This window comes from Pseudothauera nasutitermitis (assembly GCF_004801295.1).
Lineage (GTDB): Bacteria > Pseudomonadota > Gammaproteobacteria > Burkholderiales > Rhodocyclaceae > Pseudothauera > Pseudothauera nasutitermitis.
Genome location: NZ_SSOC01000003.1, coordinates 550,875 through 564,378 on the forward strand (window position 1 = coordinate 550,875; position 13,504 = coordinate 564,378).

The following is a 13,504-nucleotide window of genomic DNA, read 5'->3' on the forward strand; positions in this document are numbered from 1 at the left end:
TGCAATGCGCCCGTCTGTTATTTGGCGGCCATACGGATCGCGCCATCCAGGCGGATGGTTTCGCCGTTCAGATAGGCATTCTCGACGATGTGGCGCACCAGCGCGGCGAACTCCGCCGGCCGCCCCAGGCGCGAGGGGAAGGGCACCATCCTGCCGAGCGAGTCCTGCACCTCGGCGGGCATGCCGGCGAGCATGGGCGTTTCCATGATGCCCGGCGCGATGGTCATCACGCGGATGCCGTAGCGCGCCAGTTCGCGCGCCACCGGCAGGGTCAGGCCGACGATGCCGGCCTTGGAGGCGGCATAGGCGGCCTGGCCGATCTGCCCGTCGAAGGCCGCCACCGAGGCGGTGCTGATGATCACCCCGCGCTCGCCGCCCTCGTCCGGTTCCGCCTTGCTCATCGCCTCGGCGGCCAGACGCAGCATGTTGAAGCTGCCCACCAGGTTGATCTGGATGGTGCGCACGAAGGATTCCAGGCGGTGCGCGCCCTCGCGCCCCACCACCTTCTCGGCCGGCGCCACCCCGGCGCAGTTGACCAAACCATGCAGGCCGCCGAAGGCGTCCTGGGCACGTTCGACGGCTGCCCTGGCGCTGGCCTCGTCGCTCACGTCGGTGCGCACGAACAGCGCGGCCGCGCCCAGTTCGCCGGCCAGCCGCTCGCCCGCTTCCACGTTGACGTCGGCCAGCACCACCTTGCCGCCCGCCTCCACCAGCATGCGCGCGCTGGCCGCGCCCAGCCCGGAGCCACCGCCGGTGACCACGAAAATTCTGTCTTGAATCTGCATTGCCCGCTCCTCTCTTGCCGGCAGCCGGAATCGGCCGCTGCACGGACATTATGTGACGTTGACGTAAACGTCAAATAGCGTTCCCGAAAATCCTCCGACCCGAGTACGCACGATCAACCGCCGGACGATGGCTCCAGCGACCCGTCGATGCCCGCGAGGGCCTCCTCCAGCCTGCCCGCCACGCGCTCGACGAGCACCCGGCGCTCCCCATTCGCTTCGACGCGCCCGTCGAGCGCGGACCATTCCGGATGCGCGCGGGCATCCTCAAGTTCCATGCGAATCCCCTCACCGGCTTCCCCATCCAGGGCATCGCCGAAACGGCGGATCGGCGTCATCGCCGCATGGCCGCGCCGCTCCAGCGCGGCGACCAGGCACAGCCCGCGCACTGCGAGCAGCGCGACCACCGCGTCGGCCACCGTCAGGGTCCGACGGCCGCCGAGGCGGTCGGCGATCCGCCCGCCGAACTGGCGCAGGGCCTGCACGCCGCCGCCGGCCAGCGCCCCCACTGCGGTGGCCGTGCCCAGCGTCAGCCCACCGACCAGCAGGTCGACGCCGAAGCCCGCCGCCGCACCGGCCGCCACGCCGCCACCCACGCGCACGCCCGCCAGGCGCAGCGTCTCGGGGTGGAACAGATCCTCTTCCCAGCGCCCTTCGGCGAGCGGCAGGCCGGCTTCCTCCAGCGCCGTTCCGGAAAAACGGTAGAGTGCCAGCAGCGCATCCACGCAGCCTTGCTCGCGCGCCCGCACGGCCTGGTTGAGCGCGCCCACCGCCGTGTCCACCGCCACCGCGGAAGCGCGCTCCACGCTCACCCGGGCGGCCGCCACGTCCACCAGCAGTTCAGCCACCCGCAGCAGGGCGGCGGCCCTGCGCGCGCCGGCCTCGCGCGCGCGGCTGGCCGCCAGGCGGTCGAAATGGGCGCGACGCGCGTCGAGCAGCGTCGCCAGTTTGGCGTACAGCAAGGCTTCCCCGTCGCGCTCGGGGGCCACGGTGTCGAAGCGCACCACGGCATGCAGGCCCAGGCGGGCCAGCGCGGCGCGCCAGGCCGCCTCGTCGGCCACCGGCGAACCGACGAAGTTGAGCACCGGCAGCAGCGGACGCGCACACATGGCGAGAATCGCCAGTTCGTCGCGGTGCTTGGCCAGCACCGGGTCGCGCGCATCGACGACGTACAGCGCGGCATCGCTGGCCAGCATCTGGCGCAGCACTTTGGCTTCCTGCTCGAAACGCCGGTGCGCCTGCTCCAGGCCGAGAAAGCGTTCGATGCGCGCCGGGCCGTCCAGGCGCGCACCACGCGCATCGGTTTCCAGCGTTTCAAGTTCATCGAACAATGCGCTGGCGTCCTCCATGCCCGGCGTGTCGTACAGTTCCACCATCGGCACCCCGTCGGCGAGCAGGCGGGCGCCTTCCACATGACGGGTGGTGCTCGGCCGGCTGGACACCTCGCCGAAACCGCCGTCGCGGGTCAGCGTACGCATCAGGGAAGTCTTGCCGGTATTGGTATGCCCGACCAGGGCGATGCGCACCGGCGCCTGGCTTGCCGAATCAGACATCGCCGTGCTCCAGCCAGCCGAGCGCCGCGTCCGCCCCGGCGAAAATCTGCCCGGCTTCGAAGCCGGCCTCGCACAGGCCCGTCCGCCAATGTGCCGCGCGCTCCGCGTGTTCCCCGGCGGCATCGAGCAGCACACGCACCTCGCCCGCCAGGCGGGACAGTTCGGCCACCAGCCCGAGGCTTCCCCGGTCCGGCGACAGCGCCGCGCTGCACACCACCAGCAGACGCACCGGCGCCAGCGCCTCCAGCTCGGCCAATGCCTGCCTGCGCGCCTCGCGGCCGTCGATCACGCCCCAAGCCCGCGCGGGCGAGGCCGCCGGCAGCCGCGGCAGACGCTGCTCGGCAAGTTCCACGCCGAGCAGCAGCGGCGCGCCCCGTCCGTGCGCGTGCGCTGCCGCCCGCCTGGGGAAATCGAGCTCGGCCGGCGCCGCATCGCGCACACCCAGGCGTTCGCTCGGCGGCGCGATGCGCGCCACGATGCCGGCGAACTCCGCACGCAGGGGATCGAGCCGCAGCCTTTGCCGACCCAGGCGCAGACGCAATACACAGAACAGCCACAGCAGCACGCGCGGCAGTACGCCATACACCAGCACGCAACCCAGCATCCAGCCGGCCCAGGCCTGCCGCCCGGCTTCATCGGCGACCATGCCCAGACCGCTGCGCCCGATCACCGACGCATCCGGCACAGCGAAGCCGAGCAGCGCCGGCAGCGCGCCCAGCACGTCCACCAGGCGCTCCATGACCGCACCGGGCAGCACCGTGGTCTCCCAGACGAAGCCATAGCGCCGCACCGAAAAACTCATCAGCAGGCCGGCCAGCACGCCGAGCAGCAAGGCAGCCCAGGCCAGATGCACGAGCGCGCCGAGCGCCCAGCGCGTCAGGCCGTGGCGGGCATGCAGGGCAAGCTGCGCGCCCGCCAGTTCGGCCGCATCATGACCGGCCACGCACGCCATCAGCCACTGCCAGCCGCGTCCGCGCAGGCCGCCGGAAGGCGGCGCGGGCAGCCAGAACCCCGCCACCCACAGCAGCAGGCTGAACCCATGCACCCCCAGCAGCCCGCCCAGTGCCCACACCACGTTGACCGCCCGCGAGCCGTCGCCCAGCACCGCCAGCGCGCCGCCGAACCCGGTGATCGCGCACAACAGCACCACGCCCGGCAGCAACACGCGCCGCAGCGCCTGCATGCGCGCCAGGGCGTCCGCCAACCCGGTGTCCTGCGCGCGCCGCAGCATCCAGGCCCGCAAGCGCTGCCGCGCATCGCCCGGCACGGCCTGCGCGTGGGCGATGGCGGCTTCGGCATCCCGCCCACCCTGCGCGCGCGCCAGCCCGCTCAAGGCCAGTGTTTCGGCCAGCCAGACTTCTTCGAAAGGGGTCGGATTCGCGGGCAAAACAGCGGGCTCACGGCGCGGGATGGGAAAGCGCGCAGATTACCACCGATGCAGGGGGGCTATCCCACAGGCGCCGGGGCTTACCGGGCCGTCGGATGAATACGGGGGAGGCATTCGTACGATCCGTAGGCAGGGGAGGAGTTCATGAGCATGGCCGTCGGCTCATACGCTCCCGCCCTTCGGGTTCCCGCGCCGGAGGCCGCACTGCCGGCCGGGCCGGAACTCGGGCGCTGCGCGCCCTCAGACAGGCGGCCCGGACTGCCCCGGCAGAGCGGCTCCCGGCGCGGCGGTCGCGAAATCGCCGACGGCCATGCTCATGAACTCCGGAACCGGCTGCGGCCCCTACCCGCCCGCAAATGCCTGTTCATGCCCGGCAAGCCCGCTCCCACAGCAAGCAACCTGCAAAGAGAGGGCAATTGCCCGGTGGCCGCTCATGACACCACCCGCCCCACCGCCTGCCCGGCCTGCACGAGCGTGCCGGCGGCGACCTGCTGGCGCAGCACGCCGTCGGCCGGTGCGCTGAGCTGGGTTTCCATCTTCATCGCCTCCATCACGGCGATCACCTCTCCGGCCTTCACGGTGGCGCCGTCTTCCGCCTTCCAGGCCAGCAGGGAACCGGTGATCGGCGCATGCACCGCACCTGCCTGCGGCGCTTCATTGGCGGTCGCGGGCGCACTGGCCCCGGCAGGCGGTGCCACGGCCGCAGCCCCCAGCCCCTGCGCGAAACTGGCAGGCAGGCCGAGCGCCACGCGCCGGCCGTCGACTTCGATGAAGGTGCGCAGCAGCGGCACATCCTCGGCGGAATCGGGGCGCGGGGCCAGGGCGACGCGCCGGGCGAACTCGCTTTCGATCCAGCGCGTGTGCACGCGGAAGCCGTCCTCGCCGGTGAAGTCGCGTTCCTCCAGCACGGCGCGGTGGAAAGGCAGCACGCTGGCCACGCCTTCGATGCGGAATTCCGCCAAGGCGCGGCGCGCGCGCGCCAGCGCCTGCTCGCGCGTGTGGCCGGTGACGACGAGCTTGGCCATCATCGAATCGAACAGGCCGGGAATGGTGGAGCCGCTCTCCACCCCGGTATCCAGGCGTACCCCCGGCCCGGAAGGCGCGGCGAATTCGCGCACCAGGCCCGGCGTGGGCAGGTAGCCGCGCCCCGGATCTTCGGCGTTGATGCGGAATTCGATGCTGTGCCTGCTGGGCGCCGGGGTTTCCGCGATGCCCAGCGGCAGGCCGTCGGCCACGCGCAACTGCTCCACCACCAGATCGACGCCGGTGGTTTCCTCGGTGACCGGGTGCTCCACCTGCAGGCGCGTGTTGACCTCCAGGAAGGAGATCTGCCCGCCGCGGCTGAGCAGGAATTCCACCGTGCCCGCGCTGACGTAGCCGGCGGCGGCGCAGATGGCGCGCGCGGCGTCGTGGATGCGCTGGCGCTGCGCGTCGCTGAGGAAGGGCGCGGGTGCTTCTTCCACCAGTTTCTGGTTGCGCCGCTGCAGCGAGCAGTCGCGCGTGCCGAGCACCACCACCTGGCCGTGGGTGTCGGCGATGACCTGCGCTTCCACGTGGCGCGGCGCGTCGAGGAATTGCTCGATGAAGCATTCGCCGCGCCCGAAGGCGGCGGTGGCCTCGCGCACGGCGGATTCGTACAGTTCTGCCACCTCGTCCAGGCGCCAGGCCACTTTCAGGCCGCGTCCGCCGCCGCCGTGGGCCGCCTTGATGGCGATGGGCAGGCCGTGCCGTTCGGCGAAGGCCCGCGCCTCGGCTGCGCTGCCCACCGGCCCGTCGGTGCCGGCCACCAGCGGCGCGCCGACCTGCTGGGCGATGCGCCGCGCGGCCACCTTGTCGCCCAGCGCCGCGATGGTCTCGGGGCGCGGGCCGATCCAGGTCAGCCCGGCGTCGAGCACCGCGCGGGCGAACTCGGCGCGTTCGGAGAGGAAGCCGTAGCCCGGATGCACCGCATCCGCGCCGCTGCGCCGCGCCACGTCGAGCAGCTTGGCGATGTCCAGGTAGGTTTCCGCCGCGCGCTGGCCGTGCAGCGCCCAGGCTTCGTCCGCGCGGCGCACGTGCAGCGCGTCGGCATCGGCGTCGGCATACACCGCCACGGAGCGCACGCCGTAGTCGGCGCAGGCGCGGGCGATGCGGATGGCGATTTCGCCGCGGTTGGCGATCAGGACTTTCTTCATCGTTGTTTCCGTCTCACGAAACGGCCGCTGGCGGAACGATTTCCGCGAACGGCTCCAGCACATTGAAACGCAGGCGCGCGCCCACCGGGATCTGCGCGCACAGGTCGAGATGGTGGCCGGCCACCGCGCCGATCACCGGGTAGCCGCCGGTGAGCGGATGGTCGGCGAGGAACAGCACCGGCTGCCCGCTGGCGGGTACCTGCAGGGCGCCCCGCACGGTGCCTTCGCTGGGCAGTTCGGCAGCGTGCAAGGTTTCCGTGCGCAGCAGCGGCCGCTCGCCGGCCAGGCGGATGCCGACGCGGTTGGACTGCGGGGTGACGGTCCACTCCTGTTCTTGCAGCACGGCCAGGGTTTCCGGGGGGAACCAGTCCGTGCGCGGCCCGAGCACCACGTCCAGGACGAGCGCTTCGCCCGCGCGGGGCAAGGCGCGCCGGGTTGCCATGTCCTCGCCGGGCTGCACCGCATGCAGTTCGCCCGGACCGAACAGCGTGCCCACATTCAGGACGTCACCCAGGCGCAGCGGCGGCGGGCCGACGGCGGCCAGCGTGTCGGTGGCCCGGCTGCCGAGCACCGGCGCCACGTCCAGCCCGCCGCGCACGGCGACGTAGCAGCGCACGCCGGCGGATGGCGCGCCGATGTCCAGCGTGTCGCCGGCATCCAGTGCCAGCGGCCGGTGCGTGCCGGCGACGATGCGCCGGCCGCTGGCGGTCAGCACCTGCACGGGGATGTCGGCGCCGGTCACGGCGACCACGGCGGCGCCCTGCTCGCAGTGCAGGCGCAGGTGGCCGAGGGCGTTCTCCAGCACGGCGGCGTCGCCCGGGTTGCCCACCAGGCGGTTGGCGGCGCGCAGCGCGCAGCGGTCCAGCGCGCCGGAGGCGGACACGCCCATGCCGGTCTGCCCGCGGCGGCCGAGATCCTGCACCAGCGTCTGCACGCCGGCGGACTGCACTTTCAGCCTTGTGCCATCGTCCGCTGCCGTCGGGACCTCGCCGGTGGCGCCGGTCGCCGGGGCATCCTGCACCTCGCCGGGGATGTGGATGCTGCGCGCCGCGCGCGCCATGTCCACGAAGCGTACGCGCAGGCCGGGCTGCAGCAGGGCGGGCGGCGCGCGGCGCATGTCCCACATGCTGCACGGGGTGGTGCCGAGCAGTTGCCAGCCGCCGGGGCTGTCCTGCGGATAGACGGCGCCGAAATCGCCGGCCACGGCCACCGAGCTGGCCGGCACGCGGGTGCGCGGCGTGTTCAGGCGGGGGACCGGCGCGCCGAAGGGGTTGCCCGCCAGGTAGACGAAGCCGGGCGCGAAGCCGGCGAAGGCGGCGTGGTACTCGTGGCCGGTGTGCAGTTCGATGAGCTGCGCGGCGGAGATGCCCAGATGCTCTGCGAGCGCCTCCAGATCCTGCCCGTCGTAGCGTACCGGCAGTTCGATCAGGCGCCCGGCGGCGTCCAGCCCGCCGCCGCGCAGCAGATCGGCCACCCGCGCGCGGCGCTGCCACAGGGCGGCGGCCAGTTGGCGCGCGGAAACGGCGTGCGGCTGGAATTCGAGCAGGATGGTGCGCGCCGCCGGCACGGCTTCCAGCACGCCGGGCACGGGGTCGTCCCGCAGGGTGTCGAACAGCGCCAGGGTCTCGCGCAGGCCGTCGAGTTCGATCAGCAGCGCGCGGTCGCTGGCGGGCAGAAAGCGCATGCTCACGTCCGCTGCATCGGCGCGGCTGCCGAGGCATTCACAAAAGGCCGCAGTTCCACACCCGCGGCCTGCAGGCGTTCGCGCACGTGACGAGCCATGGCCACGGCGTCCGGGCTGTCGCCATGCACGCAGATGGAGTCGGCAGACAGGCGCACGCGCTTGCCGGAGACGGTTTCGATCTCGCCGGTTTCCACCAGGCGCAGCATGCGCTCGGCGACCTGCGCGGGGTCGTGCAGCACGGCGCCTGGCTCGCGGCGCGACACCAGCGTGCCCGCGTCGGTGTAGGCACGGTCGGCGAAGGCCTCGGCGGCGGTGCGCAGGCCGCGCTCCTGCGCCCATTGCAGGATGGACGAGCCGGCCAGCCCCATCAGTACCAGGCCGGGGTCGAGCTCCAGGATGGCGCTGATCACGTCGGCGGCCTGCCGCGCATCGTGCACGATGGTGTTGTACAGCGCGCCGTGCGGCTTCACGTACCCCACGTGCGTGCCGGCGGCGGCGGCCAGGCCCTGCAACGCGCCGATCTGGTAGATCACGTCGGCGATCAGTTCGCGGCTGGTCGGGTCCATGTTGCGCCGGCCGAAGCCGACCAGGTCGCGGTAGCCCACGTGCGCGCCCACGGCCACGCCGTTGGCGGCGGCGCCGCGCAGCGTCTGCAAGATGCCCACCGGGTCGCCGGCGTGGAAGCCGCAGGCCACGTTGGCGCTGGTGACGATCTCCAGCAGGGCCGCATCGTCGCCCATCGGCCAGGGGCCGAAGCTCTCGCCCAGGTCACTGTTCAGATCCATACCGCTTCCCTATCATTGAAAACGACTACGCGGATTGTTGAGCAATCCGCATGCCAGAAAGAGCAGATTGAACTTCTTCCCGGAGCCCACATGCCGCCCCGCCACTTCCCCCACCCCGGTGTCGCGTCCAGCCTGCCCGACAGCGTCGCCGAGGCCATCCGGCAGAAACTCATCCACGGCGAACTGTGCGCCGGGCAACGGCTTTCCGAGGCGCAGCTGGCCGAGCAGCTGGACGTGTCGCGCAACACCCTGCGCGAGGCCTTCCGCATCCTCAGCAAGGAGGGCCTGGTGCACCATGCGCCCAACCGCGGCGTGTCGGTGGTGATCCCCAGCATCGCCGACATCATCGACATCTACCGCATCCGCCGGCTGATCGAATGCCAGGCACTGGCACAGTCCTGGCCGCGCCACCCGGCGCACAAGCGCATGCGGCAGGCCGTGGAGCAGGCCCGCCAGGCCCGCGCGGCGGGCGACTGGCTGCAGGTCGGCTCGGCCAACATGGCCTTTCACGGCGCTATCGTCGCGCTGGCCGACAGCGAGCGCCTCTCGGCGATGTTCTCCGACATCGCCGCCGAACTGCGCCTGGCCTTCGGCCTGCTGAACGATCCGGAATACCTGCATGCGCCCTACGTCGATCAAAACGCCCACCTGTTGCAGCTCTTCGAGGACGGCCGGATCGCCGAGGCGGCCGTCGAGCTGGAGAATTATCTGGTCCAGTCCGAACGCATGGTGCTGGCGGTATACGCCCGCCGCGTGGAATGAGTCCGGAACACCTTCGGATGCACCATGAAGAGGCACAGCACCCCACAATGGAGCGCGCATTGTTGAACAATCAATCGGTACAGTAACGACGATACGCCATTTTTTGAACTACATCACGGCAAACATTGTTGGTTTACAAGACGGCCAATGTTCTCAAATAATGACTCCCGCGGGCACGTGTATTGCTAACCCATGAACGAGCCTGTGCTTGCATGGGGTTCTCGCTGAGCGCTTGTTCCTTCACTGCTTCAAGGAGTCAACATGAAACGTCGTACCTTCCTTGCCGCCACCGTGCTGGCCGTTGGCGCCAGTGTGGCGTCCAGCGCCTTTGCCCAGACCCGCTGGGATCTGACCTCCGCCTACCCGGCCTTCAACTTCCACTCGCAGAACCTCGCCGAGTTCGCCAAGGACGTGGATGCGGCCACCAACGGGGCGCTGAAGATCACCGCGCACACCGGGGCCTCGCTGTTCAAGGCGCCGGAGATCAAGCGCGCCGTGCAGGGCGGCCAGGCCCAGGCCGGCGAGTTCTTCATGGTGAGCTTCCAGAACGAATGGCCGCTGTTCGGCCTGGACGGCCTGCCCTTCCTGGTGTCCAGCTACGACGAGGCCTACAAGCTGTACCAGGCGCAGAAGCCCTTTTTGCAGAAGAAGCTGGACCAGCAGGGCATGGTGCTGCTGTACGCGGTGGCCTGGCCGCCGCAGGGCATCTATACCAAGAAGCCGATCGCCTCGGCGGCCGACCTGAAGGGCATGAAGTGGCGGGTCTACAGCCCGACCACCGCGCGCATCGGCGAACTGCTGGGCGCCCAGCCCGTCACCGTGCAGGAAGCCGAATTGTCCCAGGCGCTGGCCACCGGCGTCGTCGAAGGGCTGATCACCTCCAGTGCCACCGGCGCCGACAACAAGCTGTTCGAACAGCTGCAGTACTACTACAACGTGCAGGCCTGGATTCCCAAGAATGCCGTGGTGGCCAACAAGCGTGCGTTCAACGCGCTGGACAAGGTCACCCAGGAGGCCGTGCTGAAGGCCGCCGCCGAGGCCGAGGCGCGCGGCTGGCAGCGTTCGCAGGAAGTGGACGCGCAGTCGATCGCCAAGCTCAAGGAAGGCGGTATCAAGGTCGAGGCGCCGTCCGAGCAGCTCAAGGCCGATCTGGCCAGGATCGGCGAGACCGTGGTCAAGGAATGGACCGACAAGGCCGGCGACGAAGGCCGCGCCGTGCTGAAGGCCTACGCGGACGGCAAGTAAGCCGCGCCGGGCGGATCGCGCCCGCCGCATGCCTGCCCGCGAGGGCCTGGCATGCGGGCGGGGCGGTTCCGCCGATACACCCGGATTCCCCGTTTTCCATTTTTCCGTCCTGATCCTTCCCCGAGGGAGCGCAGACCATGCGTAATTTTCTCGACGGCCTGTACGCCAGCTGCGCCTGGCTGGCGGGCCTGTCCATGATCGGCGTGCTGGCCATGGTGCTGCTGAGCATCGTCAGCCGCCAGATGGGTTTTTCCGCCCCCGGGGTGGATGCCTATGCCGGCTATGCGATGGCCGGCGCCGGCTTCTTCGCCCTGGCCGCCACACTGCAAAGAAACGAGCACATCCGCGTCACGCTGGTGCTGGGCATGCTCAAGGGCAAGGCCCACAAGGCACTGGACGTCGCTGCCCTGCTGATCGCTACCCTGCTGTCGGCCTTCCTGGCCTTCTATTCCGCCCGGCTGGTCTGGCAGTCCTGGCTGTACGAGGACATCTCCGTGGGCATCGACGCCACGCCGCTGTGGATTCCGCAGATTCCCATGGCCATCGGCACGGCGGTGTTCTGTATCGCCTTCGTGGACAGGCTGCTCGTCACCCTGTTGACCAGGCACGAACCCGCCCACCGGGAGATCGGCCATCATGAATGAAGTGATCGTCAGCATCACGCTGGTCGCCGTGCTGTTCGCACTGCTGGCCGGCAGCGTGTGGGTGGGCCTGACGCTGTGCGGGGTCGCGCTGTTCGGCATGGAGCTGTTCTCCGCCCGCCCGGCCGGCGACGCCATGGCGATGACCATCTGGGGCTCGGCGAGCGGCTGGACGCTCACCGCGCTGCCGCTGTTCGTGTGGATGGGCGAGATCCTCTACCGCACCAATCTGTCCGAGAACATGTTCCGCGGCCTGTCGCCCTGGGTGAACGCGCTGCCCGGCCGCCTGCTGCACACCAACGTGATCGGCTGCACCATCTTCGCCTCGGTATCCGGTTCGTCCGCGGCCACCTGCGCCACGGTGGGCAAGATGAACATCCCGGAACTGCGCAAGCGCGGCTATCCGGAGGCGCAGATCATCGGCTCGCTGGGCGGTCCGGCCACCCTGGGCCTGCTGATTCCGCCGTCGATCATCCTGATCGTCTACGGCGTGGCGGCGGAAACCTCCATCGCCAAGCTGTTCATGGCCGGGGTGCTGCCGGGCCTGATGCTGGCTGCGCTGTTCTCCGGCTGGCTGATGGTGTGGGCGCTGCTCAATCCGGACCAGGTGCCCAAGGCCGACGCCGAACACAGCCTGAAGTGGAAGCTGTACGAATCGCGCCACCTGATTCCGGTGGTGCTGCTGATCGCCAGCGTGGTGGCGAGCATCTACACCGGCATCGCCACGGCCACCGAGGCCGCCGCGATCGGCGTGGTGGGCGCCTTCATCCTGTCCGCCGCGCAGGGCGCGCTGACCTGGGCGACCTTCAAGGAATCGCTGCTGGGCGCCACGCGGCTGTACTGCATGATCTCGCTGATCCTGTGCGGCGCCGCGTTCATGACCCTGTCGATGGGCTACATCGGCCTGCCGCGCCAGCTGGCGGAATTCGTCGGCAGCCTGAACCTGTCGCCGGCCATGCTGATCCTGGCGCTGGGCGTGTTCTACATCCTGATCGGCTGCTTCCTCGACGGCATCTCGGTGATCGTGCTGACCATGGGCGTGGTGCTGCCCATCATCAAGGCCGCCGGCATCGATCCGATCTGGTTCGGCATCTTCCTGGTGATCACCGTGGAAACCGCGCAGATCACCCCGCCGGTGGGCTTCAACCTGTTCGTGCTGCAGAGCATGACCGGCAAGCAGATCACCTACATCGCCCGCGTGTGCGCCCCCTACTTCTTCCTGATGGTGGCCGCGCTGGTGATCCTGTGGCTCTTCCCGGAAGTGGCGACCTGGCTGCCGTCGAACATGTAGGCACACAGCGCGCCGCCGCCAGCAAAAAGGGCAACCCGACCGGGTTGCCCTTTTCACTTCGACTGGTGCCGGCAAGAGGAGTCGAACCCCCGACCTTCGCATTACGAATGCGCTGCTCTACCAACTGAGCTATGCCGGCCTGCCGCCACGGGCGCGGGCCCTCGGCGAAGGGCTGCGACTATAACGGATCGCGCCGGAATCTTCAATCGCCCCCGGCTGCCGTCCAGTAGCCCGGTTGGCCGTAGGTATCGCGGAAATGGTCGACCAGCAGGCGCACGCGCAGGGCCAGGTGGCGGCGCTGTGGAAACACCGCGTAAATGCCCAGCGGCGCGGCGGCCCAGCGCTCCAGCACCGGCACCAGACGGCCGGCGCGCAGGTCCTCGCCGACTTCCCACAAGGAGCGCCAGGCCAGCCCCAGGCCGGCCAAGGTCCAGTCGCGCAGCACCGCGCCGTCGTTGCATTCCAGATTGCCGGCCACGCGCAGCAGACGCGCAGTGCCGTCCTCGCCGATGAACTGCCAGCCGCGCTGCTGGGCCAGGCTCAGGCAGTTGTGCGCGAGCAGGTCGTCGGGGGTCTGCGGCGTGCCGTGGCGCGCCAGATAGTCGCGGCTGGCGACCACCACGCGGCGGTTTTCCGCCAGGCGCACCGAGACCAGGCTGGAGTCCGGCAGATCACCGATGCGGATCGCACAGTCGAAGCCTTCGTTGAGCAGATCCACCATGCGGTCGGACAACTCCAGCGTGCAACTCACCTCCGGGTTGTCGCGCAGAAACCCCATCACCAGTGGTGCCACGTGCCGGCGCCCGAAACCCGCCGGCGCGGTGAGGCGCAGGTGCCCGCTGGGCTTGACGCCGCCTAGGCTGACCGAGGCCTCGGCATTGGCCAGTTCGTTGAGGATGCGCTGGCAGTCCTCCAGGAAGGCGCTGCCCTCGAAGGTCAGCGTGATGCGCCGGGTGGTGCGCAGCAGCAGCTTCACCCCCAGGCGCGCCTCCAGCGCATCGAGCCGGCGGCCGATCACCGCCGGGGTCAGCCCGGCCTCCCGTGCAGCAGCGGACAGGGAGCCGCGCGTGGCGACGCTGACGAAGCTCTCGATCTGCTTGAGATGGTCCATTTTTTAATAAAAGTAAAAGATCAATTGATTTCACCTTATCTTCTATTTTGTTTTGTAGCGCAATAGACTCGATACAAACCCATGCCGGG

11 protein-coding genes and 1 tRNA gene are annotated in these 13,504 nt (G+C 70.0%); 4 read left to right on the forward strand and 8 right to left on the reverse strand.

The genetic code is table 11. The features are described from left to right. Window positions 1-17: 17 nt before the first annotated feature. From E6C76_RS09895 to E6C76_RS09920, 6 genes are all read right to left on the reverse strand, one after another. Window positions 18-785 carry an SDR family NAD(P)-dependent oxidoreductase gene (locus E6C76_RS09895; RefSeq protein ID WP_136348048.1) on the reverse strand — a complete coding sequence of 256 codons (768 nt, stop codon included), beginning with the start codon at window positions 783-785 and terminating at the stop codon, window positions 18-20. Window positions 786-898: 113 nt separating this feature from the next. Then, window positions 899-2,335 (reverse strand): GTPase/DUF3482 domain-containing protein, encoded by a 1,437-nt coding sequence (locus tag E6C76_RS09900; RefSeq protein WP_136348049.1) that lies wholly within the window; start codon window positions 2,333-2,335, stop codon window positions 899-901. Then, complete coding sequence (locus tag E6C76_RS09905; protein WP_136348050.1) at window positions 2,328-3,722, reverse strand: DUF2868 domain-containing protein; 1,395 nt, start codon at window positions 3,720-3,722, stop codon at window positions 2,328-2,330. The genes E6C76_RS09900 and E6C76_RS09905 overlap by 8 nt, the downstream gene beginning before the upstream one ends. A 431-nt stretch (window positions 3,723-4,153) precedes the next feature. Next, the gene (locus tag E6C76_RS09910; RefSeq protein ID WP_136348051.1) at window positions 4,154-5,896 is read right to left on the reverse strand and encodes an acetyl/propionyl/methylcrotonyl-CoA carboxylase subunit alpha; all 1,743 of its coding nucleotides are present in this window, start codon (window positions 5,894-5,896) and stop codon (window positions 4,154-4,156) included. Window positions 5,897-5,909: 13 nt separating this feature from the next. After that, the gene (locus E6C76_RS09915; protein ID WP_136348052.1) at window positions 5,910-7,580 is read right to left on the reverse strand and encodes a 5-oxoprolinase subunit B/C family protein; all 1,671 of its coding nucleotides are present in this window, start codon (window positions 7,578-7,580) and stop codon (window positions 5,910-5,912) included. 2 nt (window positions 7,581-7,582) lie between these two features. Then, entirely contained in the window at window positions 7,583-8,365 is a 783-nt protein-coding gene (locus E6C76_RS09920) for a LamB/YcsF family protein (RefSeq protein WP_136348053.1), read from the reverse strand. A gap of 90 nt (window positions 8,366-8,455) precedes the next feature. Here E6C76_RS09920 and E6C76_RS09925 point away from each other — a divergent pair, with 90 nt between their 5' ends. The 4 genes from E6C76_RS09925 (at window position 8,456) to E6C76_RS09940 (ending at window position 12,304) form a co-directional block, all read left to right on the forward strand. Then, on the forward strand, window positions 8,456-9,127 hold the full coding sequence (locus E6C76_RS09925) for a GntR family transcriptional regulator (protein ID WP_136348054.1): 672 nt from the start codon (window positions 8,456-8,458) through the stop codon (window positions 9,125-9,127). Between the two features lie 261 nt (window positions 9,128-9,388). After that, window positions 9,389-10,372, forward strand: a complete 984-nt coding sequence (locus E6C76_RS09930) for a TRAP transporter substrate-binding protein (RefSeq protein WP_136348055.1) — start codon at window positions 9,389-9,391, stop codon at window positions 10,370-10,372. Between the two features lie 137 nt (window positions 10,373-10,509). Beyond that, window positions 10,510-11,016 carry a TRAP transporter small permease gene (locus E6C76_RS09935; RefSeq protein ID WP_136348056.1) on the forward strand — a complete coding sequence of 169 codons (507 nt, stop codon included), beginning with the start codon at window positions 10,510-10,512 and terminating at the stop codon, window positions 11,014-11,016. Then, window positions 11,009-12,304, forward strand: coding sequence for a TRAP transporter large permease (locus tag E6C76_RS09940; protein WP_136348057.1), 1,296 nt, complete (start codon window positions 11,009-11,011; stop codon window positions 12,302-12,304). The genes E6C76_RS09935 and E6C76_RS09940 overlap by 8 nt, the downstream gene beginning before the upstream one ends. Window positions 12,305-12,367: 63 nt before the next feature. On the opposite strand, the gene E6C76_RS09945 is transcribed toward E6C76_RS09940, so the two are convergent. After that, a tRNA-Thr gene (locus tag E6C76_RS09945) sits at window positions 12,368-12,443 on the reverse strand. 63 nt (window positions 12,444-12,506) lie between these two features. Beyond that, window positions 12,507-13,415, reverse strand: coding sequence for a LysR family transcriptional regulator (locus E6C76_RS09950; protein ID WP_136348058.1), 909 nt, complete (start codon window positions 13,413-13,415; stop codon window positions 12,507-12,509). Window positions 13,416-13,504 lie beyond the last annotated feature (89 nt).

What these genes read in the sequence shown, in the direction of transcription:
- E6C76_RS09900 (WP_136348049.1), bottom strand. Translation starts at nt 2,335, where the DNA reads ATGTCTGATTCGGCAAGCCAGGCGCCGGTGCGCATCGCCCTGGTCGGG.
- E6C76_RS09920 (WP_136348053.1), bottom strand. Translation starts at nt 8,365, where the DNA reads ATGGATCTGAACAGTGACCTGGGCGAGAGCTTCGGCCCCTGGCCGATG.
- E6C76_RS09895 (WP_136348048.1), bottom strand. Translation starts at nt 785, where the DNA reads ATGCAGATTCAAGACAGAATTTTCGTGGTCACCGGCGGTGGCTCCGGG.
- E6C76_RS09950 (WP_136348058.1), bottom strand. Translation starts at nt 13,415, where the DNA reads ATGGACCATCTCAAGCAGATCGAGAGCTTCGTCAGCGTCGCCACGCGC.
- E6C76_RS09940 (WP_136348057.1), top strand. Translation starts at nt 11,009, where the DNA reads ATGAATGAAGTGATCGTCAGCATCACGCTGGTCGCCGTGCTGTTCGCA.
- E6C76_RS09935 (WP_136348056.1), top strand. Translation starts at nt 10,510, where the DNA reads ATGCGTAATTTTCTCGACGGCCTGTACGCCAGCTGCGCCTGGCTGGCG.
- E6C76_RS09930 (WP_136348055.1), top strand. Translation starts at nt 9,389, where the DNA reads ATGAAACGTCGTACCTTCCTTGCCGCCACCGTGCTGGCCGTTGGCGCC.
- E6C76_RS09915 (WP_136348052.1), bottom strand. Translation starts at nt 7,580, where the DNA reads ATGCGCTTTCTGCCCGCCAGCGACCGCGCGCTGCTGATCGAACTCGAC.
- E6C76_RS09925 (WP_136348054.1), top strand. Translation starts at nt 8,456, where the DNA reads ATGCCGCCCCGCCACTTCCCCCACCCCGGTGTCGCGTCCAGCCTGCCC.
- E6C76_RS09910 (WP_136348051.1), bottom strand. Translation starts at nt 5,896, where the DNA reads ATGAAGAAAGTCCTGATCGCCAACCGCGGCGAAATCGCCATCCGCATC.